The following is a 21,838-nucleotide window of genomic DNA, read 5'->3' on the forward strand; positions in this document are numbered from 1 at the left end:
CCCGCAGGGCGGGCGAAACCTGTCGAGGGCAACGCCCTCGCGTCCCATGCGGCGCAGCCGCATACCTTACCTGATGATGGCAATGCGCCGCGCTGATTACCCCCTCCCCCATGCGGCATAGCCGCATCAAGATGCCTGCCATAGGCAAGGAGCTTGGCCGAGCTCCCCCGCACGTCCCACAAAAAAACCCGTCATTCGACGGGTTTTTTATCATCCAGGGCTCACCGGTCAGCCGGCAAGCCGCCTGGGTCAGCTTACTGACCGCTCCCCGAGTTGCGGGTAGAGGGACGACGGCGGGAGGCCGGGGTGCGGGCGCGGCCACCGGCGGTGGACTGCAGCTCCTTGTGGCGCTTGACGGCGCGGCGGATCTGGGCAGCCTGCTTGTGGCGGTTGGCCTTGCTGTCGGCATGCACGTCGACCTTGGACTCGGTCTCACGGTGCAGGCCCACCAGCTCGCGCAGGTAGTTCACCTCGGTGAGCTTGAGCTCCTGCCAGCCGCCGCGCGGGACGGCGCGGTCGAGCTTGACGTCGCCGTAGCGGATCCGCATCAGACGGCTCACCTGCACCTCCTGGGACTCCCACAGGCGGCGCACTTCACGGTTGCGCCCCTCGGTCAGGGTGACGTTGAACCACTGGTTGAGACCCTCGCCGCCGGCCGGCTTGATCTTGTCGAACTTGGCCATGCCATCCTCGAGCTGCACCCCCTTGCGCAGACGCTGGAGCATGGCTTCGTTGATCTCGCCAAACACGCGCACCGCGTATTCGCGCTCCACCTCGTGGCGCGGGTGCATCAGGCGGTTGGCCAGCTCACCGTCGGTGGTGAAGAGCAGCAGGCCCGAGGTGTTGACGTCGAGACGACCGACGGCAATCCAGCGCCCCTCGGAGAGGGCCGGCAGGCGATCGAACACGGTCGGACGCCCCTCGGGATCGTGACGGGTACACATCTCCCCTTCCGGCTTGTGGTAGGCGAGAACGCGGCAGATCAGATCTTCGGCGGGCTTGGTCTTGACGGTGTGGCCGTCAATCCGGATCACGGCGTTGGCTTCGACGCGATCTCCCAGGGTGGCGACTTTGCCATCCACACTGACCCGACCCTCGGTGATCAGGGCCTCCATCTCACGACGGGAGCCGTGACCCGCACGGGCCAGCACTTTTTGCAGTTTTTCACTCATCGGGTTTACCTGATTGTTGTGCGCTCTCGGCCAGGGGGACCGACAACGGGGTTTGTGCCTCGTCCAGCTCGGGGAGCTGATCCAGGCTCTTCAAATTGAAATAGTCGAGAAACTCGCGGGTAGTGGCAAGCAACTCGGGGCGGCCCGGCACCTCTTTGTGGCCGATGCCGCGGATCCAGCCTCGCTCCTTGAGGGTGGTGACTATCTGGGTCGAGACCGCCACGCCGCGGATCGCCTCTATCTCGGCCCGGGTGATGGGTTGACGATAGGCGATCAGCGTCAGGGTCTCCATCACGGCGCGTGAATAGCGCGGCGCCCGTTCGCTCCACAGGCGCGCGAGCTCTTCGGCGTACTCCTGACGGGCCTGAAAGCGCCAGCCCGAGGCGACCTCTTTAAGCTCCACCCCGCGCGGCTCGTACTCCTGTTTCAGCTCCGCCAGCAGCAGCTGCACGTAGCGGGAGGTGACCGGGTAGTCGGCCAGCACGCTCCCCTTGATCTCGGCGACGGTGAGCGGCCGCCCGGCCACCAGCAGGGCCGCCTCGATGAGGCACTTAAGCCGGGGTGTGGGCAGGGCCATGGTCATGCTCCGGGTCGCTCGCCCCGTCCGCCAGGGCAAAATGGATGGGGCCAAGGGGCTCGGCCTGCAGGATCCAGATGAGGGACTCCTTGCACAGCTCGAGCAGGGCGAGAAACGTCACCAAGACCCCCATGCGCCCCTCATCCGCCTGCAGCACCTGCTCGAAACGCAGGGTCGCCCCCGGGGTGAGCCTGGCCAGGATCTCGGCCATCCGCACCCGGGTCGGGATCTGCTCGCGTCTTATCTGATGGTGCTCAAAGTGAGTCGCGCGTTTTACCACACTTTGCATGGTCAAGGCGAGTTCAATCAGGGCGACGTCGGGTGCGAGCGGCTTGAGAGCGCCAAAATCGGGCGGCAGGGCGCTTGCCACAAAAATCTCCCGCTCCAGGCGTGGCAAGGCGTCGAGCCCCTCGGCCGCCACCTTGTAGCGCTCGTACTCCTGCAGGCGGCGCACCAGGGCCACCCGGGGGTCTTCCCCCTCTTCTTCCTCGAGCTCGGGGGCACGCGGCAGGAGCATGCGCGACTTGATCTCGGCCAGCCAGGCCGCCATCAGCAAATACTCGGCCGCCAGCTCCAGGTTGAGGCCACGCATCAGATCCACATAGGTCAGATACTGGTTGGTGATCTCGACGATGGGCAGGTTGAGGATGTCGAGCTGCTGGCGACGAATGAGGTAGAGCAGCAGATCGAGGGGGCCCTCGAAGGTCTCTAAAAAGACCTCGAGGGCGTCCGGCGGGATGAAGAGATCCTGCGGCAGCTCGGTATAGGGCTTGCCCTCGACCAGGGCGATGGGGGACGTCATCACTCGAAGGGGGTCGGGTCCCCGGCACCGCGGCGACGGATCACCGGCTCGTCATCGGAAAAGTCCACGACCGTGGTGGGCTGCTCGCCCAGATACCCGCCGTTGATCACCAGATCGAGCTGCTTGCCGAGCTTGTCGGCGATCTCTTCCGGATCATACTCGGCCATCTCGGAGCCGGGCAGGATCAGGGTGGTGGAGAGCAGCGGCTCACCGATCGCCTCGAGCAGGGCCAGGGCTATCTTGTTGTCGGGCACCCGGATGCCGATGCTCTTCTTCTTCTCATTCATCAGGCGGCGCGGCACCTCCTTGGTGGCCTTGAAGATGAAGGTATAGGCCCCCGGGGTGTTGTTCTTGATGAGGCGAAACGCGCTGTTCTCGACCCGGGCATAGGTGGCGAGCTCGGAGAGATCGCGGCACATCAGGGTGAAGTCGTGGTTGGCGTCGATGCGGCGGATGCGGCAGATGCGCTCGAGCGCCCCCTTGTCCCCCATCATGCACCCCAAGGCATAGCCCGAATCGGTCGGATAGGCGATGACGCCGCCGCTTTGCAGGATCTGCACCGACTGGCTGATGAGGCGGACCTGCGGGTTGTCGGGGTGAACGTAAAAATGCTGACTCATGGTACCTCCCGGGGTGATCCCGGCGATTGCTCACGCAATGGGGCGGCAGCGGCCGCCATCGAACGGGCCCGACGCTCGAGCCCACAAAAATCTATTGTGCGCCCCTTTTCAGGCGCTTGCATCTGCCGTGACATCGGCGGCGGTGAGCCCGAACAGCTCGGGATGGGCCTGCCACAGGGGGCGGCCATGCTTGGGCAGCCACAGGCCACGCCCCAGCTCCAGCCAGGGCTGGGGGAAGTGGAAGTCCGATCCCACCGAGATGAGCAGGCCGTGCTCCTCGGCCCACTGGCCCAGGTTGGCGCGCTCGGTGGGGCTCTGCTGGGGCAGGCAGGCCTCCATGGCATCCCCCCCGGCGGCCTTGAAGGCCACCAGCAGCCGCTTGAGCCACTTGGTGGAGAGATCGTAGCGGCTGGGGTGGGCCAGCACAGCGCGCCCGCCGGCCTGCTGGATGATGGCGATGGCGGCCGCCATCTCGGGCCACTGGGCCGGCACATAGCCCTTGTTGCCACGGCTTAAATACTTCTTGAACACCTTCTGCATGGAGTCGGCCACCCCGACGCTCACCAGATAGCGGGCGAAGTGGGCACGGGTCACCTCGGCGTCACCGGCCAGGGCCAGGGCCCCCTCGAAGGCACCGGGGATGCCGCATTTTTCGAGCCGGCGCCCCATCTCCTCGGCCCGCTCCCGGCGGCGGCGCCCCTGATCGGCCAAAAAGGTGAGCAGGCCATCATTTTTTACATCGACGCCGATCCCGACCACGTGGATCTCGTGAGACTCCCAACCGCTCGAGATCTCGACCCCGCTCACCAGCCGAAGGGGCAGCGCCTCGGCGGCGAGGGTGGCGGCCGCCTCATCAAGCCCGGCAAGGGTGTCGTGGTCAGTGATGGCTAACACACCCACCCCCTTTTCGGCGGCGCGGCGCACCAGTTCGCTGGGGGAGAGGTGACCGTCCGAGGCGGTGGTATGAGAGTGCAGATCGAATCGCAACAAGGGGATGGGGTGCTCCATGGCTGAAAAAAGCGGCTTGACTTGCTCGCCGGAATATCGTTTTACTGTACGCACTTCAACTGCAAGGCAACAGGATAATCTCATCATGCTCGCAACCCTCACCCTGAACCTGATCTGGTGGTGGCACACTCCCTCATAGCGGGCGTGTGGTGGTTGCTGCATCTGTAAAACCTGGCAGCAGAGAAAGAACCCAAGAAAAGCCCGCTGACATCAGCGGGCTTTTTTATTATCCGGCAAATGGACGAGCGATGAAACCGATGAAACTGACCCGGCGATGGCGCGGCTTGACCCAATCCACTCCAACTCACTGATTTAGCGACATTTACGATTAAGGAAACCAGGACATGATCATCGTACTCAAGCCCACCGCCAGCGAAGCCGACGCCAAGACCCTGCTCGGTCGCATCGAGCGCACCGGCCTCAAGCCCCTCTACCTGCCGGGCGCCGAGCGCATCGTGCTGGGGGCCCTCGGCGACGAGCGCGTGCTCGAGCAACTCAACCTCGATGCGGACCCCATGGTCGAGTCGGTCAAGCCCATCCTCTCCAAGTACAAGCTGGTGAGCCGCGAGCTGCACCCCCACGACAGCCAGGTGCGCATCGGCAATCTCACGGTCGGCGGCGATACCTTCGCCCTCATCGCCGGCCCCTGCTCGGTGGAATCGAGCGAGCAGCTCCACAGCGTGGCCGCCATGGTCAAGCGCCACGGGGCTCAGGCCCTGCGCGGCGGTGCCTTCAAGCCGCGCTCCAGCCCCTATGGCTTCCAGGGACTCGGGGAGGAGGGGCTCAAGCTGCTGGCCGAGGCCAACCGCGAACACGGCCTGCCCACCGTCTCCGAGGTGATGGACGCCAGCGACGTGGATCTCATGTGCCAATACGTCGACTGCCTGCAGATAGGCGCGCGCAACATGCAAAACTTCCGCCTGCTCACCGCGGTGGGCCAGACCGACAAGCCGGTACTGCTCAAGCGCGGCCTGTCGGCCACCATCGAGGAGTTTCTGCTGGCCGCCGAATACATCTATGCCGCCGGCAACCATCGCATCATCCTCTGCGAGCGCGGCATCCGCACCTTCGAGACCGCCACCCGCAACACCCTTGACCTGAATGCGGTCGCCCTGCTCAAGCAGAAGAGCCACCTGCCGGTGCTGGTCGACCCGAGCCACGGCACCGGCATCCGCGAGCTGGTGATCCCCCTGTCGCGCGCCGCCGCCGCCGTGGGGGCCGACGGTGTCATCGTCGAGGCTCACCTCAACCCGGCCGAGGCGCTCTCGGACGGCCATCAGGCCCTGACCGAGCCCCTGTTCCGCCAGCTGGTGGCCGAGCTGACCCCCTTCGTGCAGGCCGCCGGCCGCCACCTCTGACTGAAAGGATGCCACCATGACCCCGCTTCCCCTCGGCAAGTTTGAATCCCTGCGACTGTCGGCCCCCTATGTGGCCGACCCCCTCGCCCTCTATCGCACCCTGTGCGGCGAGCGCCCCAACACCCTGCTGCTCGAGTCGGCCGAGATAGACAGCAAGGCCGGCACCCAGAGCCTGCTGCTGGCCGATGCCTGCCTGCGCCTGGAGTGCCGGGGCCAGCGGGTCGGGGTGCGCCCCCTCACCCCCAACGGTGAGCCGCTGCAACGGCTGCTGGCCGAGCGGCTGCCGGCAGGGGTTGAGCGCAGCCAAGGGGCCAAGGGTGAGTTACTGCTCACCTTCCCGCGCGCCGATCAGGCGCAGGATGAGGACAGCCGCCTCAAGGCGGTGGGGGTGCTCGACGCCCTGCGCACCCTTATCAACGAACTGCAGACCGAGCAGGAGGCGGGCAGCCTCTTTCTCGGCGGCAGCTTCGCCTATGACCTGATCGCCGCCTACGAGGATCTGCCCGAGGTGCCAGAGGGGAGCAACGACTGCCCCGACTACTGCTTCTATGTGGCCGAGACCCTGATCACCATCGACCACCAGATGCTGACCACCCGGCTGCAGGCCTGCGTGTTCGGGGGCGACACCTTCGGCCCCGGCTATCGCCGTCTCTCGGCGCGCCTGGCCGAGCTCAAGGAGGCCTGCGCCGCCGCCCCGGCCCCGGAGCAGGCCGCCCCGGTCGTCACCGGCAATCTCGCGGTCGATCAGGATGACAAGCGCTTCTGCGCCGAGGTGGAGCGCCTCAAGGGCTTCATCCGCAAGGGCGACATCTTCCAGGTGGTGCCGTCGCGCAGCTTCTCCCTCCCCTGCCCCGCGCCGCTCGCCGCCTATCGCCGCCTCAAGCAGACCAACCCCAGCCCCTACATGTTCTTCGTGCAGGACGAGGGCTTCACCCTGTTTGGCGCCTCCCCCGAGAGTGCGGTGAAATTCAGCGCCACCAGCCGCCAGGTGGAGATGTACCCCATCGCCGGCACCCGCCGCCGTGGCTTCAACCCCGATGGCACCATCAACGCCGATCTGGATGGCCGCATCGAGCTGGAGCTGCGCCAGGACGAAAAAGAGGTGGCCGAGCACCTGATGCTGGTCGATCTCGGTCGCAACGACATCGCCCGCATCAGCGAGCCCGGCACCCGCTATGTGAAGGACCTGCTCAAGGTGGATCGCTACAGCCACGTGATGCACCTGGTCTCCCGGGTGGTGGGCACCTTGCGCTCCGATCTCGACGCCCTGCACGCCTATCAGGCCTGCATGAACATGGGCACCCTGACCGGCGCCCCCAAGATCCGCGCCAGCGAGCTCATTCGTCTGGTGGAGGGGAAGCGACGCGGCAGCTATGGCGGCGCCGTGGGGTATGTAAGCGGTGACGGCGAGATGGACACCTGCATCGTGATCCGCTCCGCCTTCGTCAAAAATGGGGTCGCCCATGTGCAGGCCGGCGCCGGCGTGGTCTACGACTCCAAGCCGCAGGCCGAGGCGGACGAGACCCGCGCCAAGGCCGCCGCCGTGCTCTCGGCCATCGCCGCCAGCCACGGCACCACCCTTCAAGCCCTCAGCGTCAGCACCGAACAATAAGGAAGTGACCCATGACTAACATCTTCCTGCTCGATAACTTCGATTCGTTCACCTACAACCTGGTGGATCAGTTCCGCTCCCTCGGCTATCCGGTGCGCATCTACCGCAACAGCCTGCCCGCCGCCCGTATCATGGAGGAGATCGCCGCCTGTGACGGCGAGGCGGTGCTGGTGCTCTCGCCGGGACCGGGCGCCCCCCATGAGGCGGGCTGCCTCATCGAGCTCATTACCCTGGCCCGCGGCAAGGTGCCGATCCTCGGCATCTGCCTCGGCCATCAGGCCCTGTGCGAAGCCTACGGCGGCACGGTCGGCCCGGCCGGCGAGATAGTCCACGGCAAGCGCTCCCTGATTGAACACGACGGCCACGGCCCCTTCGCCGGCCTCTCTCACCCCCTGCCGGTGGCCCGCTACCACTCCCTGGTCGCCACCTATGTGCCCCCCGAGCTGACGGTGACCGCCCACTATCAGGGGATGCCCATGGCCATCGAGCAACCCGAGGATCGCGCCCTCGGCTTTCAGTTCCATCCGGAATCCATTTTAACCAGCGAGGGGGCCCGCCTGCTGACCCAGGCCCTGGCCCATATCACCCGCGCCGGCGATCCCCAGTAAGCAAGGAGGCTCATATGCATCAGTTTCTCAACACTCTCTATCAGGGCCACAGCCTCAGCCGTGAACAGGCCCGTGACGCCTTCGGTCAGGTGATCCGCGGCGAGGTGGAGCCCGTGCTGCTGGCCAGCCTGCTCACCGCCCTCAAGATCAAGGGGGAGACCCCGCAAGAGATCGCCGGCGCCGCCGAGGCGCTGCTGGCCGAGGCCCGCCCCTTCCCGCGCCCGGACTACGCATTCTGCGACATCGTCGGCACCGGTGGCGACGGCCTCAACACCATCAACGTCTCCACCACCTCGGCCCTGGTGGCCGCCGCCTGCGGCCTGAAAGTGGCCAAGCATGGCAACCGCTCGGTGTCGAGCAAGTCGGGCTCGAGCGATCTGCTCGACAAGATGGGGATCCGGCTCGACATGAGCCCGGAGCAGGCGCGCCATTGCCTCGACGAGCTGGGGGTCTGCTTCCTGTTCGCCCCCCAGTACCACGCCGGGGTACGCCACGCCATGCCGGTGCGCCAGGCCCTAAAGACCCGCACCCTGTTCAACGTACTGGGGCCGCTCATCAACCCGGCTCGTCCCGGCTATCAGCTGATGGGCGTCTATGCCCCCGAACTGGTGCGTCCGATTGCCGAAACCCTGCTGGCCTTGGGGCTGAAAACGGGTATGGTGGTACACGGCGCCGGCCTCGACGAGGTGGCCATCCACGGCCCGACCCAGGTGGCCGAGATCCGTGACGGGGAGATCCGCGAATACCTGCTGACCCCGGCCGATTTTGGGCTCGAGACCCACCCGGTGAGCGCCATCGCCGGTGGCGAGCCCGAAGAGAACCGGGCCATCACCGCCGCCATCCTGGCGGGGCAGGGCACCCCGGCCCACAACGCCGCCATCGCCGCCAACGTGGCCCCCCTGCTGCTGATGGCAGGCCAGGTGAAGAGCCTGAAGGAAGGGGCCGAGCGGGTGCTGGCGGTGCTGGCGAGCGGCAAGGCCGCCGAGCTGGCCCGTGCCCTGGCCGTCTTAAGCCACGCCGAATAATGGAATCGATGCACAAGGACCACATCATGCTCAATCACCCCTCCCTCAGTCAGACCATTCTCGGCAAGATTGTCGCGACCAAGCTGCAGTGGCTGGAGGAGCGCAAGCTCAAGGAGCCTCTGGAGAGCTTCCAGGGGAGCCTGACCCCAAGCGATCGGGACTTCGAGGGGGCCCTGCGCCAGGGCGGCACCCGCTTCATCATGGAGTGCAAGAAGGCCTCTCCCTCCAAGGGTCTCATCCGCGCCGACTTCCACCCCGAGGCGATCGCCGACGCCTACGCCCCCTATGCGGCCGCCATCTCGGTGCTGACCGACGAGCCCTATTTTCAGGGGGAGTTTGCCTTCCTGCCGCGAGTGCGTGGCCGGGTCAGCCAGCCGGTGCTGTGCAAGGACTTCATGATTGACCCCTACCAGGTCTATCTGGCGCGCCACTATCAGGCCGACGCCATCTTGCTGATGCTCTCGGTGCTCACCGACGAGGGGTATCGCACCCTGTTCGCCATCGCCCGCGAGCTCGGCATGGGGGTGCTCACCGAGGTGAGCAACGACGAAGAGGCCGAGCGGGCCATCGCCCTCGGCGCCCCCGTCATCGGCATCAATAACCGGGACCTGCGCGATCTCAGCGTCGATCTCGAGCGCACCCGTCACCTCGCGGCGCGCATTCCGGGCGATCGCCTGGTGGTGAGCGAGTCCGGGATCTATCACAGGGCCCAGGTGGCCAGCCTGCGCGACCATGCCAAGGCCTTCCTGGTGGGCTCTTCCCTGATGGCCGAGGCCGACCTGCCCCGCGCGGTGCGCAAACTGGTGCTGGGCCAGAACAAGGTGTGCGGCCTGACCCGCCCCGAAGACGCGGCCGCAGCCTATCACGCCGGCGCCGTCTACGGCGGCCTTATCTTCGTGGCCAAGAGCCCGCGCTACGTGGACATCCCGGCCGCCCGTGCCGTGATGGCCGGCGCCCCCCTCGATTACGTCGGGGTGTTTCGCGGCGCCCAGCCCGAGACCATCGCCAAGACAGTCGAGGCGCTGGGGCTCGCGGCGGTGCAGCTGCACGGGGAGGAAGACGCCTTCTTCATCGCCCGCCTGCGCCCCCTGCTGCCGGAAGGGTGCCAGATCTGGAAGGCGGTGCCGGTGACGGCCGGTGAGCCGCTGCCTCCCCTCGACTACCCCTGCGATCGCCTGCTGCTCGACAGCAAGGTGGCCGGCCAGAGCGGCGGCACCGGCGTCGCCTTCGACTGGGGCCTGCTCGCCGGGCTCGACAAGTCGCGCCTGATGCTGGCCGGGGGGCTCGGCCCCGCTAACGCCCTCGAGGCGGCCCGGGTGGGCTGCCTGGGCCTTGATTTTAACTCCGGGGTCGAGTCTGCCCCCGGCGTGAAGGATGCGGGCAAACTTGCCGCCGCGTTCGACCAGTTGCACCAGCTTTGATAAGGAAGATGACCATGACCCTGCTCAACCCCTTCTTCGGTGAATTTGGCGGCATGTACGTGCCGCAGATCCTGATGCCGGCCCTGCTCCAGCTGGAGAAGGCCTTTGTCGATGCCAAGGACGATCCGGCCTTTGAGGCCGAGTTCCAGGCCCTGCTGACCGAATACGCCGGGCGCCCGACCCCGCTCACCCTGACTCGCAACCTCACCAAGGGCACCAGGACCCGCCTCTATCTCAAGCGCGAAGACCTGCTGCACGGGGGCGCCCACAAGACCAACCAGGTGCTGGGCCAGGCCCTGCTCGCCAAGCGCATGGGCAAGTGCGAGATCATCGCCGAGACCGGTGCCGGCCAGCACGGCGTGGCCACTGCACTGGCGTGCGCCCTGCTCGGGCTCAAGTGCCGGGTCTATATGGGGGCCAAAGATTGCGAGCGGCAGAAGCCCAACGTCTTTCGCATGAAGCTGATGGGGGCCGAGGTGATCCCGGTGCACTCGGGCTCGGCCACCCTCAAAGATGCCTGTAACGAGGCGCTGCGCGACTGGGCCGCCAACTATGAGAGCGCCCACTACCTGCTCGGCACCGCCGCTGGCCCGCACCCCTTCCCGACCATAGTGCGCGAGTTTCAGAAGATGATCGGCGAGGAGGCCAAGGCCCAATGCTTCGAAAAAGAGGAGCGCCTGCCCGACGCCGTCATCGCCTGCGTCGGCGGCGGATCGAACGCCATCGGCATGTTTGCGGACTTCATCGATGAGCCTTCCGTGCGTCTCATCGGCGTCGAGCCGGGTGGCCACGGTATCGAGAGCGGCGAGCACGGCGCGCCGCTCGGCCACGGCAGCAAGGGGGTCTTCTTTGGCATGCACTCCTACCTGATGCAAGACGAGCAGGGGCAGATCCAGGAGTCCTACTCGGTCTCGGCGGGCCTCGACTTCCCCTCGGTCGGCCCCCAGCACGCCCATCTGGCCGCCATCGGCCGCGCCGAGTATGTCTCCATCACAGATCAGGAGGCCCTCGACGCCTTCCAGGAGCTGGCCCGCTCCGAGGGGATCATCCCGGCGCTGGAGTCCTCCCACGCCCTGGCCCACGCCCTCAAGATGGCGCGCGGCGAGCCGGAAAAAGAGCAGGTGCTCATCGTCAATCTCTCCGGCCGGGGCGACAAGGACATCTTCACCGTCGCCGACATTTTTCAAAAACAAGGAGTCCTGTAATGAATCGCTATGCGGATATGTTTGACCGTCTCGATGCCGCCAAGCAGGGCGCCTTCGTGCCGTTTGTCACCCTGGGCGACCCCACCCCCGAGCTGTCGCTCGCCATCGTCGACGCCCTGGTCGAGGGGGGCGCCGACGCCCTCGAGCTCGGCATCCCCTTCTCGGATCCGGTGGCCGACGGCCCGACCATCCAGGGTGCCACCCTGCGCGCCTTCGCGGGTGGCACCACGCCGGATCGCTGCTTCGAGCTGCTGGGGCGCATCCGCGCCAAGTACCCAAGCCTGCCCATTGGCCTGCTGGTCTACGCCAACCTGGTCTATGTGCGCAAGATCGACGGCTTCTACGAGAAGTGCCAGCAAGCTGGCGTGGATTCGGTGCTGGTGGCCGACGTGCCGGTGCAGATGTGCGAGCCCTACAAGGCCGCCGCCGACAGGTTTGGCATTGACAGCATCTTTATCGCCCCCCCCAACGGGGACGGCGAGACCCTCAAGGCCGTCGCCGAGCTCGGCCGCGGTTACACCTACCTGGTGAGCCGGGCCGGGGTGACCGGCGCCGAAACCAAGGCCGGCATGCCGGTAGAGGGGCTTATTAACACCCTGCGCGAGTTCGGCGCCCCCCCCGCCCTGCTCGGCTTTGGCATCAGCGAGCCGGCCCAGGTGCGTGACGCCATCAAGGCCGGCGCTGCCGGCGCCATCTCGGGCTCGGCCGTGGTGAAGATCATCGAGACCCACCATCAGGATCCGGCCCGCATGCTGGTGCGCCTCAAGGAGTTTGTGGAAGGGATGAAGGCGGCGACCAATCGCTGATTGGCGTTGCTCAACGGCCGTTGGCCGTGAGTGGCGGTTTGCAACGAGGGAGCCTGATGGGTTCCCTTTTTTTAACCCCTGGATGCGGCTTCGCCACATAGGGGGTTCGCCCGCCCTGCGGGCGGTGGCGCGTGACTCTTGCGTGGCCGAAGAGAAGTCACCCATCGAGCGGCCAACCCCACAGATCCGCTCTCCTTCGTCGAGTCCCTTCTACTCGCAGCGGCTATCCAACACCGCCCCCATTTGATGCCCTTGTTGCTGCTTGAAAGCATTCGCGAGCCAACGTTACACCTGTCTCATTGAGCCCATCGCCTTCCCCATGCACCAGCACGACAGAACCCCGTTAATAATATTTTTCACATCAAGGCGTCAGCGCTACTCTCTTGAGTCTTTGCTCTAAGGCATGAAGGGATCAAGCCGTTAATCGCGACTCACACTCTTCGATAATGGTAAGGACACCATGAAGTTACTCCCTCTTTTCGCCACCCTCGTTATCCTGTCCGGCTGCGGCACGCCCATCCCCCATGACCCGCCGCAAGTGACGCCAGCCCAAGAGGCACCAGGCTGCCCTATGGAGAAAAAACTCTGTGAGTGGGGCAACAACACCATGCGCCTATGGCAATCCAACCTATGGGTAAAAAAGGGGTATTTTGGCCACTCGGTCAGGCTTAGCATCACCCTGGACCCGCTTGGCCGGGTGAGCCAACGAAAGATCACCTGGTCTTCCGGTAACAAGGGGCTGGAGGAGGCGGCGCTCGCTGCTATCGATAAATCACCCGTCATAGACGTGTCGTCACTCACTCCCGCAGAGTTCGATATGGTCAAAAAGATAGAACTGAACGTCACCCCGTGATGAATACCGCTTTATGTTTGAATTGGTAAGGACACCATGAAGTTACTTCCCCTTTTCGCCACCCTCGTTATCCTGTCCGGCTGCGGCACGCCCATCAACCATCAGACCGGCAATGACGATTGCGCCGCTCGCCGGCTCGCGTCATCAAGGGGCGATCATCTCTCCCAATGGTCGGCAACCTTGGTCCCCCTGTTGGAACGCTATCTGCTGCTTGAAGAGTCTTATATCGGTCATGCGGTCAAGGTCAGCATGAACATAGATAGCAAGGGGCAGGCTCATCCCCGCATCATCTGGTCTTCTGGTAATAAGGCGTTGGAAGAGGCGGCGCTCAAGGCCATCACGCGGGCCCCCATTCTCGATACCTCCCGCCTCAGCAGCCAGGAGTTGTTCATGATTGAGAGTATGAGGCTGACGATTAACCCCATGGGCGGCTACAAGAGCGCCATCCCCGATTAGGGGGACCTGGAGTCATCCTATCCCTGCGGGATGGCGCCCGTGCAGGGCTTCGCCCGCCCACCTGGAGGCGCTCGGCCAAGCTCCTTGCCTATGGCAAGCCCTTTGATGCGGCTGCGCCGCATAGGGCGCGAGGGCTCTGCCCTCGAAAGGGCTTCGCCCGCCCACTTGGAGGCGCACGGTCGAGCTCCTTGCCTACGACGGGGCTCTTGATGCGGCTGCGCCGCATAGGGGTTTCGCCCGCCCACCTGGGGGCGCTCGGTCAAGCTCCTTACCTACGACGGGGCTCTTGATGCGGCTACGCCGCATAGGGATTTCGCCCGCCCACCTGGGGGCGCTCGGTCGAGCTCCTTGCCTATAGCAGGCATCTTGATGCGGCTATGCCGCATAGGGATTTCGCCCTGCCCTGCGGGCTGTGGCGAGTGACTTCTTGCCGGCCCAAGAAGTCACCAAGAAGGCCTTCCCCCGCCAATCCGACCGCGATGCGGTTGCCCTCGACTCGGTCGCAAGGTCGGACGGACCGCCGCACACGGCATATCCCTATGCCGCCTGCGGCTGCGCCATCATCCTTGATGGCGCTCCTGACCTTGCTTCCTCCCCTCGGCGGATTGAAGGGGGAGCCAATACCCTGCCCCTTCGCAACCTCGGTTGATGTATTCGTTGTACATCCCTGTCTCGCGACCTGGCCTGATGGCTTCAACTCGGCGAATCAGAGGGGGAACCAATACCCTGCCCCACGGATACTCTTACCGATACGGGATGCATTGATGTAGCCACTGATCGTCCCTGACCTTGCGCCCTCACCTCGGCGGATTGAAGGGGGAGCCAATACCCTGCCGCCCTGATGCTCTTGCTGATAACTGGAACGACGAACTGATTAGCCCCTTCGGCATTGCTGATCTACTCCAACACGACTCAAGCTGATTAATTTATTGATCTTGCTCAGGAAACCATCGTCTCCTGCTTCCCTCCCCCGCGCCACTCGCTAACATAGCCGTTTGGCAACCGCCTCATCGGAGTCACCCATGAGCCAGGCCAAGGCAAGATCGCAGGTTAACAGCAGCAGACTGGAGGCTGAAATTCAGGGGCGGTAGCCTTGCTGGATGGAATGGATCAGCAAGAGCTGCCCACAACGACCGACTCAATATAGTGACTGCCTTATGTTCATTTCTCTCGGCCACAGCAGGCGGCATTATGTGTAAAAGGAATGAATCAAGTGCTTCTTTTTGATTTATTGAAAATAAATATTCCGTGTATTAAGGAAGAGGATTGCAAAATCCACCTTGCAGTATGGAATGGAACTGAAAATCCCGTGGATGTCTTCTTGGCTGGTAACTTTGAAGAATGGCAGTCTTGGCAATCAAGACAGAACTTTGGGCGAAAATACATTGTTTCACTGTTGCAGCTCCCTGGAGCCAACAAATGGTTATTTGCTGGTGGGTTTTCTTCAAGGGGTTGCATTTATGTTGAAACAGAGAATTACTATTATTATAAAACGTCAGAACTAAATGAGCTTCAAGAATTTTCAGGCAGGCTTGTGGTCGAATTCTCTCGTTCTGGGAGGCAATCATATTTAAATGCAGAGAATTGGTCTAGTAATATTTTTGTTGCTGAAATAAAGCCTGAGAAAATGGTTATTGAAGAGTTCGCTGGATACAATAAAATTAATCTTTCAAAGAAAAAATTGGAGATCATAGTATCTCAGAACATCCCCTCATGGAAAGGGGCTTTGTCCAATGCCTCAGGCGTATACCTGATTACGGATACGAAAACAGGAAAATTATATGTAGGTAGTGCTACTGGCGAAGGTGGAATTTGGCAACGCTGGTCTGAGTACGCTGGGAATGGTCATGGAAGCAATCGAGAATTAGTTTCCCTTTTGTCTAAAGAAGGCAATGAATATAGTTATCACTTTAAGTATTCCGTTCTAGAAATAGCTGACACACATGCAAGCTCCAATGATATTTTGGCTCGAGAGTCATACTGGAAAGACGTTCTGTGCAGTAGAACGTTTGGATATAATGCAAACTAAACAACACATAACAATCACACCAATAGATCCAAAAATGGTGAAGTTGGGACGCCCACCATTTTGAGTGCCGCATAATGATCAATAGAACCAAAATTATGACTGTCCCATTTTCGTCACTGACCCACACACTGTTTTTTCATACAGTAGTAATGGTGGCGCAAAAAGAAGAAGTCAAGCGAATACGCACGGACACCTGACGTAATCTGTAATATTATGATTTCATGGTGATTTTTACTTGGCGGCGATTGAAATGTTACGGAGTTAGATGGAATGCTCTGCTAACGGATTAGTACCGCCTTCCATCTAATCACTGTTAGAGCGCAGGAGAAAGTGAAAAATGGAAGCTAAAGAAACATATGAGTTCGTTAAGTCTTTAGTTCGAAAAGCAGAGTTAGACTTAGATACAGATACTCTTGTTAACACATTCAAGGAACTAGATTGGCAAGTTAGTGGTGAATTCAATTATATGAGAATGGACGTTCAGAAAGTTGAATCTGATGGTAGCCGAGTTCGTCTATATTACAAGTCATATGACCCTTCGGGACCATTTCAAAACTTACCTGATGTGAGCAAAATTCAAGTTCAACTCATTCAAGATAATACAGTTATCGATGAATTAAATGTGAGGTTTGATGGTTAACTGTGAGTTGCGCTCTAACAAACTGTTCAAGAGGGATTCGCAACGCGTAGCATTTTCACTATGCGTTGGTTTTAGTGTTTAAGGTGGCATGCGGCGGCATCGGTATTGCGTTGCTCACCCCTTAACAGGGCGTTATGCCTAAAGGAAGAATCGTGGAAATATCCGAAGAAAATAAACTAGAAGAAATTTTAAGGTTGGCTGCTAACGAACCAGCCCATCGACCACAATTCTGTGAGGTCCTACTAAGCTCTCAGGTATTTTTTCTTGGTACAACTGGAGTACCAGGCACGGATGGAGAAGTGAATCTCGAAGCTGGTAGTAAAATTCAAATCCAGCATTGGGAAAAGCCAGATGGCTCACCTGTAATTCCTTTCTTTTCGTCGCTTGAAGTGTTGCAAAAATCAATCAATAACGAAGAATCATATTTGGCCCTACCAGTACGTTCTTTGTTTGAAATGACACAAGGAGCTACGCTATTTCTTAACCCCAAATCAGATTATGGTAAAGAGTTTGTTCCTGAGGAAGTTGCACACTTGTTATCTATCGGTATCAGTCAGGCTCCATCTCAGAGAGTGGTAGAGAAAGAAACCAAAGTTCTTCTTGGGCAGCCTTCTAATTACCCATCACAAATGGTTGACTCACTTACACAGCTATTGGCAAAGCATGGCAATGTTAAAAAAGCTTATCTGGCACTCATGCATGACACATCTGTTGATGAGAAACCACATCTAATAGTTGGCATAGAGGCAGATGGTGATATTGAGAAGGTAATGAGAGAGGCTGGCAACGTGGCTGGTGATACCGCGCCTAAAGGCGAGCCTGTTGATCTCTACGTGGTCAATGAAAATGATTTTGGTTTGAGCCAGTACTTTATAAATCAAACTAAGCCATTCTACGAGAAAAAATGGGGTACAAAGCTCAAATCGTGGTTTGGTGTGGGTAAGGCATAACAAGTTGCTGCACTCGGACACATACTGCTACGCTCGTTTTTGTGTGTGTCGCTGCGCTCCATTTTACACAAAAACGCTCTCCGCAGTATGTGCCGGTGAGCAAGGCGTTAACCGAATAAGATCATGCGAAGAATAAGTGTCAATAGACCAAAAGAAAAAGTACGTGGAATAAAGAGAAGGCTCCGTGCTTTGGATAATTGGGCTGACTCATTTGAAGGATGCTTCCCTTCTGAGTATGCAGATGAGAAGTACTGCAACTGGAAGATTCCAGTACTTGATAGGTTAGTTGGACCGCCTACAACAACTAATGAGATTCAGGCTCACTGTGCACAAGCAATATTGAGGGCCGTAAAGCATTTATTTGAAGCAAGACCGGACGAATATAATTATGCCATTGTTTCAGCGCTAATAACCTACCCGCAAATGTTTGGTAGTGAGGTCTGTATATTCTTTGATAAAGAGTATTATGATTCATTCTATGACCGAAATAGCGAGTGGCAATCTTTAACTCCTATCGAAAATCGAAAGCTATCCAGCGTGTTAAACTTTGATGTGCCGAATCCGATAATTCAAAAAGGTTACGTGCATAGAACAAAAGACGAATGGGAAGGTGAGATCACGACTTATGAAGAAGAATGGTGGTCTTTTAGTGCGAGATAAAACGGTTAACAAGTCAAAGCACGCGGACTTGGTAAAGCGGTCACCTTTTTTGTTCCAAAAAAGCCGCCAACTTCACCAAGCCGGGGTTTGAGGCGTTAGAGCACACTATGTTCGGAAGTCTATTTAAGAAAAAAGATCAAGCGAGGGCATTGTCAGATCAATCAACTCGTGAACTCATCGACACCAAGAAGAGACTTGGCGTGGAACTCCGCGCATCTCTGTATCTGTATGACGATGTCAAGTTTATAGTGTGTTCTATTGCTGGCATCGCAGAGTATGGGGTACCGACCGTTCTTGATATGAACACATCTGACGAGTCATTAGGGCTAGCTCTGTGCGAGAAGCTCTTAGATTTCAAACCAAATAATGAGCGAGATTTAACGAACTTAAAACTATACGACTGGGCCGCTTATAAGGCATCTGGCGCCAAGACAGGAAAGGCGTTTGAGCAAAAGTCCATATACGCACATATAAGAACCGTTAACTCTGTAATTGAAATCGAAGCAGCACCCAGGATTACAAACGAAAAGGAACTAAAAGCACTTTGTTCAATTTCCAATGGGCGGAAACATTCTGAAATTGGCACTGCAATACGGAAAGCAATTAATGCCGCAATATTGTTACGCAAAGCCGGCATGCTCTAACAACGTCATCAACCCGGACAACAAAACGCGGCGCGCCTTCGTCGCACCGCATTTTATTGCCAGTTATGGCAAATGTTATAGCTTACATTGATTTATGAGGTTAATCGTTGAAATCAAAAGAAGTGACTCAGGAAGTTAGAAAGGCTCTTGGTAATACAAAACAAGCAGGCGAAATATCGGTTTCAATTGAAGCAATGGATAACTTCATGGCTCAATTAGAGAAGAGAGCCGAACAAGTTGGGGAGTTTAACAAACTTGAGCATGAACGTTTATTGAAGGAATTTGAGGCGAACAACGCTAGAAATATAGCGGCGTCTCAGAATATGACCTCACATAGCATCGAAATGTTTAAGTCTGTTATTACTGCGGGACAAGCTGCTTTAAAATCTAGCATGATTATAAATGGTGGTGCAGCTGCTGCGTTGCTAGCCTTTACTGGAAAAATATGGACTGAAGGTTCAACCAAGCTAGTTACAAATGCTCTAACCCACTCAATTTTGTTGTTTTGCATTGGTGTGCTTTTGGCGGCATTCGCAACAGGGACAACTTATCTATCGCAATTTTCGTATGCGAGCGAATGGCGAAAAACAGGTAATTTCATTAATGTTTTGAGTGTTGGGAGTGTTTTGTCTTCTTATGGTGTGTTCCTTTATGCATGTATAAAAGCATCTAGTTCGTTCACTATCCATTTTGGAACGCTATAACAAGCGGCGAAATTGGGACACTCACCATTTTGAGTGCCGCGTAGCGGCCAACAGACCCGCAATCTGCCACCCCAGTCACTGTCAGGCACGGTATTGCCCCCCCCTGCAAGACGCCGAGGTGAGTTGAACGGGTCAGTAGCGCCGTCAGGGAAGACGGCGCAGCCGCAGGCGGCACATGAACGTGCCGTGTGCGGCGGTACGACCAACCCGTTCAATGAGCCGAGGGCATCCGCGCAGCGGACGGCTTGCCGGGGGTGGCCTTTCTTTTGGTGACTTTTCTTTGGCCACGCAAAGAAAAGTCACTCGCCACAGCCCGCAGGGCGGGCGAAACCTCTATGCGGCGTAGCCGCATCAAGATGCCTGACACAGGCGAAGGAGCTTGGCCGAGCTCCGCTTTTGCTCGGCGGTCCGTCCGACCTGGCGACCGAGCCACGAAATTGGGACACCCACCGTTCTGAGCGCCGCGTAGCGGCCAACAGAGCCACAATCTGCCGCCCCAGTCACAAATGGGCACGGTATCGCTCCCCCTTCAATCCACCCTGGTTACAGATTTATAGGTCGACTCGGAGCGCGAACTTACATGGAGAACGCGATAGTATTAAGTAGTCGCTTCGGATCACATAAGAAAATTGGGATAAGGAAATTTTGACTCCCACTTTTCTGTTATGTTGTCATTACACCGCAAACACAAATCTGGGACACCTACCTTTCTGGGTCAGGCGTAGCATAGTCAACATTCAAAATGATGGGTATCCCAGTCCAGCGACATCTCAGCCCCAAAAATTAGCGTTGGAAGATTTGAGACATTGCATGACAGAAATCAGCCGAAAAACAAAACAACTTGCCACCCTCTGCCTTTCATTCTTTCTGATCCGACTCGGATTTCGCGCCTTTGTCTATGACCAGCTTTATCACAATCCGAATGATCCCTACGGTATATCGGATTTGATTGAAGTGGCGTTAGCCCTCATATATCTGACGAGTCTGAGTCTCTGCATACTGCATGCCTTGTGGATATTACTCCGGAACCGGGATCGAGGTGCATTGGAGGCCTCAGCCCTGCTCGCTCTCTGTGCCGCCCAGTGGCACAGCTATGACTATCTTCATCATTTGGTCGCCAGTCTCAGCATCCCCTAGGACCCTTTCCCCACACCCGCCATCCCATCAAGATCAGCATCAATACAATCCCCGGCAGCCAGACCCAGTAGAGCTCGGAGAGGATCACCGCTTCCCCTCGGGCGGTGAGATAGGCCTCCAGCTTGAAGGGGGCGACCCGGATCACCTGCCAGGGGGCGAAGAAGCGCTCGTCACGCCACGGCCAGAGCCAGCCAACCCCCTTGCCGCCGGTGGTGAGGGAATCGAGCAGGCTATGGGAGAGCAGAGAGACCAGCAGAAACGACCAGACAGTGGCGGCGCGGGCCCTTAACTGGCGGTGAAACAGCATGGCCAGCGTGGGCAGGGCAAAGGCAAACAGCAGTGAGTGGGTAAAACCGCGGTGACCAAAGACATGGCCGTAGGCTACCCCCAGTTTGAAGGCGAGCACATCGGCATCGGGCAGCATGGCGATGGCAATCCCTGCCAGCAACAGGCGCGGCGGGATGAGCCAGCTGCCAAGCCCGAGCCCAAGGCAGAGAGGGACGGCGGCGTGGGTGACTATGGTGGGCATAGGACAAAGATCCATCTGAAAACGTGAGCCTACCTTATCTCCGCTCAGTGAAGTGAAGGTGAAGTCATCCTCTTATTATGTTGCTGGATTCCCCCATCGAATCCTTATCCATCAGTCAGAAGAGGCGTCTCTCTGAAAGTGATGAAAACGGCTGTGACACGATTTCTCCCAAACCAGGGCTGAAATCATGTCGTTTATACCCTGCGCATTGGCTCGTTCGTTGTTTGCTGAACGCAGAGCCGACCATCCTTGGTGCGTTAACTTGAAATGTTCATTTAGACAGCCGCTTACATAGAGAACCCGATAGTGTTAAGTAGTCACTTCGGCTCACATAAGGAAATTGGGATAAGGAAATTTTGACTCCCACTTTTCTGTTATGTTGTCATTACACAGGCTTACGCCTTCACCCAGCAAGAACCGTCACCATGATAAAAACCGCCATCCAACTTCTGTTCAAACCGCTTCTGGCGGTCGCCTTTCTCTACGTATGCAGCCTGCCGGATAGCCTCTACTTCGACCCACCCATGTTGTTTTATGTCGCCATGTTTCTGCTCATCCTGGCCACTACCGTCTATCAGAGGGTCAAGAGATCGCGCCCCCGCTGAGTTGTCCCCCTCTTGGCCCCCCCCATGGGATGCCTACCATTCTGAGTGCCGCGTAGCGGCCAACAGAGCCGCAATCTGCCACCCCGGTCACTGTCGGGCACGGTAGTGCAGCCACCTGCAAGGGCGAAATAGCGAAATAGGGACACTCACCATTTTGAGTGCCGCGTAGCGGCCAACAGAGCCGCAATCTGCCACCCCAGTCACTGTCAGGCACGGTATTGTCTACCCCCTCCAATCCGCCGAGGGGAGGAGCGCCATCAGGGATGATGGCGCAGCCGCAGCGGGGCATGGATGCCCCATCTGCGGCGGTCCGTCCGACCTGGCGACCGAGCCGAGGGCAACCGCGCAGCGGTCGGATTGGCGGGGGAAGGCCTTCTTGGTGACTTCTTGGGCCAGCAAGAAGTCACTCGCCACAGC

At 59.2% G+C, this 21,838-nt stretch carries 23 protein-coding genes; 17 read left to right on the forward strand and 6 right to left on the reverse strand.

The features are described from left to right. Window positions 1-254 precede the first annotated feature (254 nt). The 5 genes from rluB to rnm form a co-directional block, all read right to left on the reverse strand. The gene (rluB, locus tag BN1133_RS05070; protein ID WP_050665468.1) at window positions 255-1,172 is read right to left on the reverse strand and encodes a 23S rRNA pseudouridine(2605) synthase RluB; all 918 of its coding nucleotides are present in this window, start codon (window positions 1,170-1,172) and stop codon (window positions 255-257) included. After that, entirely contained in the window at window positions 1,165-1,749 is a 585-nt protein-coding gene (scpB, locus tag BN1133_RS05075) for an SMC-Scp complex subunit ScpB (protein WP_050665469.1), read from the reverse strand. The genes rluB and scpB overlap by 8 nt, the downstream gene beginning before the upstream one ends. Continuing rightward, the gene (locus BN1133_RS05080) at window positions 1,724-2,551 is read right to left on the reverse strand and encodes a segregation and condensation protein A (protein WP_050665470.1); all 828 of its coding nucleotides are present in this window, start codon (window positions 2,549-2,551) and stop codon (window positions 1,724-1,726) included. The genes scpB and BN1133_RS05080 overlap by 26 nt, the downstream gene beginning before the upstream one ends. Next, on the reverse strand, window positions 2,551-3,171 hold the full coding sequence (locus BN1133_RS05085) for an L-threonylcarbamoyladenylate synthase (protein ID WP_050665471.1): 621 nt from the start codon (window positions 3,169-3,171) through the stop codon (window positions 2,551-2,553). The genes BN1133_RS05080 and BN1133_RS05085 overlap by 1 nt, the downstream gene beginning before the upstream one ends. A gap of 108 nt (window positions 3,172-3,279) precedes the next feature. Beyond that, entirely contained in the window at window positions 3,280-4,158 is an 879-nt protein-coding gene (rnm, locus tag BN1133_RS05090; protein ID WP_050665485.1) for an RNase RNM, read from the reverse strand. Window positions 4,159-4,523: 365 nt separating this feature from the next. Between rnm and aroF the strand changes: the two genes are divergently transcribed. The 16 genes from aroF to BN1133_RS05145 all read left to right on the forward strand — a co-directional run bounded on the left by aroF (window position 4,524) and on the right by BN1133_RS05145 (window position 20,287). Beyond that, entirely contained in the window at window positions 4,524-5,537 is a 1,014-nt protein-coding gene (gene aroF, locus BN1133_RS05095; protein ID WP_050665472.1) for a 3-deoxy-7-phosphoheptulonate synthase, read from the forward strand. A gap of 16 nt (window positions 5,538-5,553) precedes the next feature. Beyond that, window positions 5,554-7,149: an anthranilate synthase component 1 gene (locus BN1133_RS05100; RefSeq protein ID WP_050665473.1), complete on the forward strand. Its 1,596-nt coding sequence runs from the start codon at window positions 5,554-5,556 to the stop codon at window positions 7,147-7,149. 11 nt (window positions 7,150-7,160) lie between these two features. After that, on the forward strand, window positions 7,161-7,757 hold the full coding sequence (locus BN1133_RS05105) for an aminodeoxychorismate/anthranilate synthase component II (protein ID WP_050665474.1): 597 nt from the start codon (window positions 7,161-7,163) through the stop codon (window positions 7,755-7,757). A 14-nt stretch (window positions 7,758-7,771) separates the two neighbouring features. Continuing rightward, a complete protein-coding gene (gene trpD / locus BN1133_RS05110) occupies window positions 7,772-8,782 on the forward strand; it encodes an anthranilate phosphoribosyltransferase (protein ID WP_050665475.1) in 1,011 nt (336 codons plus the stop codon). An 8-nt stretch (window positions 8,783-8,790) separates the two neighbouring features. Continuing rightward, window positions 8,791-10,203 (forward strand): bifunctional indole-3-glycerol-phosphate synthase TrpC/phosphoribosylanthranilate isomerase TrpF, encoded by a 1,413-nt coding sequence (gene trpCF / locus BN1133_RS05115; protein ID WP_153006746.1) that lies wholly within the window; start codon window positions 8,791-8,793, stop codon window positions 10,201-10,203. Between the two features lie 14 nt (window positions 10,204-10,217). After that, a complete protein-coding gene (gene trpB, locus BN1133_RS05120) occupies window positions 10,218-11,408 on the forward strand; it encodes a tryptophan synthase subunit beta (protein WP_050665477.1) in 1,191 nt (396 codons plus the stop codon). Further along, a complete protein-coding gene (gene trpA, locus BN1133_RS05125; RefSeq protein ID WP_050665478.1) occupies window positions 11,408-12,214 on the forward strand; it encodes a tryptophan synthase subunit alpha in 807 nt (268 codons plus the stop codon). Before trpB ends, trpA begins: the two co-directional genes overlap by 1 nt. A gap of 460 nt (window positions 12,215-12,674) precedes the next feature. Then, window positions 12,675-13,067, forward strand: coding sequence for a cell envelope integrity protein TolA (gene tolA, locus BN1133_RS05130; protein WP_050665479.1), 393 nt, complete (start codon window positions 12,675-12,677; stop codon window positions 13,065-13,067). Between the two features lie 36 nt (window positions 13,068-13,103). Further along, entirely contained in the window at window positions 13,104-13,523 is a 420-nt protein-coding gene (locus BN1133_RS05135; protein ID WP_050665480.1) for an energy transducer TonB, read from the forward strand. A gap of 1,204 nt (window positions 13,524-14,727) precedes the next feature. Next, the gene (locus tag BN1133_RS19555) at window positions 14,728-15,552 is read left to right on the forward strand and encodes a GIY-YIG nuclease family protein (RefSeq protein ID WP_153006747.1); all 825 of its coding nucleotides are present in this window, start codon (window positions 14,728-14,730) and stop codon (window positions 15,550-15,552) included. 337 nt (window positions 15,553-15,889) lie between these two features. Continuing rightward, window positions 15,890-16,192, forward strand: coding sequence for a hypothetical protein (locus BN1133_RS20005; RefSeq protein WP_153006748.1), 303 nt, complete (start codon window positions 15,890-15,892; stop codon window positions 16,190-16,192). 152 nt (window positions 16,193-16,344) lie between these two features. Then, window positions 16,345-17,142, forward strand: a complete 798-nt coding sequence (sseB, locus tag BN1133_RS19565; protein WP_082177909.1) for an enhanced serine sensitivity protein SseB — start codon at window positions 16,345-16,347, stop codon at window positions 17,140-17,142. Window positions 17,143-17,265: 123 nt separating this feature from the next. Then, window positions 17,266-17,802, forward strand: coding sequence for a DUF3916 domain-containing protein (locus BN1133_RS19570; RefSeq protein ID WP_082177910.1), 537 nt, complete (start codon window positions 17,266-17,268; stop codon window positions 17,800-17,802). Between the two features lie 107 nt (window positions 17,803-17,909). Continuing rightward, a complete protein-coding gene (locus BN1133_RS05140) occupies window positions 17,910-18,446 on the forward strand; it encodes a hypothetical protein (RefSeq protein ID WP_050665481.1) in 537 nt (178 codons plus the stop codon). Between the two features lie 107 nt (window positions 18,447-18,553). Beyond that, window positions 18,554-19,150, forward strand: coding sequence for a hypothetical protein (locus BN1133_RS19575; RefSeq protein WP_082177911.1), 597 nt, complete (start codon window positions 18,554-18,556; stop codon window positions 19,148-19,150). An 810-nt stretch (window positions 19,151-19,960) separates the two neighbouring features. After that, the gene (locus tag BN1133_RS05145) at window positions 19,961-20,287 is read left to right on the forward strand and encodes a hypothetical protein (protein WP_050665482.1); all 327 of its coding nucleotides are present in this window, start codon (window positions 19,961-19,963) and stop codon (window positions 20,285-20,287) included. Here BN1133_RS05145 and BN1133_RS05150 read toward each other — a convergent pair. Next, window positions 20,274-20,816: a metal-dependent hydrolase gene (locus BN1133_RS05150; RefSeq protein WP_050665483.1), complete on the reverse strand. Its 543-nt coding sequence runs from the start codon at window positions 20,814-20,816 to the stop codon at window positions 20,274-20,276. The two genes, BN1133_RS05145 and BN1133_RS05150, sit on opposite strands and share 14 nt — an antisense overlap. 425 nt (window positions 20,817-21,241) lie before the next feature. Here BN1133_RS05150 and BN1133_RS05155 point away from each other — a divergent pair, with 425 nt between their 5' ends. Next, window positions 21,242-21,421: a hypothetical protein gene (locus BN1133_RS05155; protein ID WP_050665484.1), complete on the forward strand. Its 180-nt coding sequence runs from the start codon at window positions 21,242-21,244 to the stop codon at window positions 21,419-21,421. Window positions 21,422-21,838: the final 417 nt, after the last annotated feature.

The organism is Aeromonas schubertii (assembly GCF_000820105.1).
Taxonomy (GTDB): domain Bacteria; phylum Pseudomonadota; class Gammaproteobacteria; order Enterobacterales; family Aeromonadaceae; genus Aeromonas; species Aeromonas schubertii.

Excerpts from the sequence above, each read along its gene's own strand:
- aroF (WP_050665472.1), top strand. The coding sequence starts at position 4,524 with ATGATCATCGTACTCAAGCCCACCGCCAGCGAAGCCGACGCCAAGACC.
- BN1133_RS19570 (WP_082177910.1), top strand. The coding sequence starts at position 17,266 with ATGCGAAGAATAAGTGTCAATAGACCAAAAGAAAAAGTACGTGGAATA.
- BN1133_RS05085 (WP_050665471.1), bottom strand. The coding sequence starts at position 3,171 with ATGAGTCAGCATTTTTACGTTCACCCCGACAACCCGCAGGTCCGCCTC.
- BN1133_RS05105 (WP_050665474.1), top strand. The coding sequence starts at position 7,161 with ATGACTAACATCTTCCTGCTCGATAACTTCGATTCGTTCACCTACAAC.
- BN1133_RS05080 (WP_050665470.1), bottom strand. The coding sequence starts at position 2,551 with ATGACGTCCCCCATCGCCCTGGTCGAGGGCAAGCCCTATACCGAGCTG.
- BN1133_RS05155 (WP_050665484.1), top strand. The coding sequence starts at position 21,242 with ATGATAAAAACCGCCATCCAACTTCTGTTCAAACCGCTTCTGGCGGTC.
- BN1133_RS05145 (WP_050665482.1), top strand. The coding sequence starts at position 19,961 with ATGACAGAAATCAGCCGAAAAACAAAACAACTTGCCACCCTCTGCCTT.
- BN1133_RS05100 (WP_050665473.1), top strand. The coding sequence starts at position 5,554 with ATGACCCCGCTTCCCCTCGGCAAGTTTGAATCCCTGCGACTGTCGGCC.
- trpB (WP_050665477.1), top strand. The coding sequence starts at position 10,218 with ATGACCCTGCTCAACCCCTTCTTCGGTGAATTTGGCGGCATGTACGTG.
- BN1133_RS05135 (WP_050665480.1), top strand. The coding sequence starts at position 13,104 with ATGAAGTTACTTCCCCTTTTCGCCACCCTCGTTATCCTGTCCGGCTGC.
- trpCF (WP_153006746.1), top strand. The coding sequence starts at position 8,791 with ATGCACAAGGACCACATCATGCTCAATCACCCCTCCCTCAGTCAGACC.
- scpB (WP_050665469.1), bottom strand. The coding sequence starts at position 1,749 with ATGGCCCTGCCCACACCCCGGCTTAAGTGCCTCATCGAGGCGGCCCTG.
- BN1133_RS19555 (WP_153006747.1), top strand. The coding sequence starts at position 14,728 with ATGAATCAAGTGCTTCTTTTTGATTTATTGAAAATAAATATTCCGTGT.
- BN1133_RS05140 (WP_050665481.1), top strand. The coding sequence starts at position 17,910 with ATGTTCGGAAGTCTATTTAAGAAAAAAGATCAAGCGAGGGCATTGTCA.
- BN1133_RS20005 (WP_153006748.1), top strand. The coding sequence starts at position 15,890 with ATGGAAGCTAAAGAAACATATGAGTTCGTTAAGTCTTTAGTTCGAAAA.
- rluB (WP_050665468.1), bottom strand. The coding sequence starts at position 1,172 with ATGAGTGAAAAACTGCAAAAAGTGCTGGCCCGTGCGGGTCACGGCTCC.
- trpD (WP_050665475.1), top strand. The coding sequence starts at position 7,772 with ATGCATCAGTTTCTCAACACTCTCTATCAGGGCCACAGCCTCAGCCGT.
- tolA (WP_050665479.1), top strand. The coding sequence starts at position 12,675 with ATGAAGTTACTCCCTCTTTTCGCCACCCTCGTTATCCTGTCCGGCTGC.
- BN1133_RS05150 (WP_050665483.1), bottom strand. The coding sequence starts at position 20,816 with ATGCCCACCATAGTCACCCACGCCGCCGTCCCTCTCTGCCTTGGGCTC.
- trpA (WP_050665478.1), top strand. The coding sequence starts at position 11,408 with ATGAATCGCTATGCGGATATGTTTGACCGTCTCGATGCCGCCAAGCAG.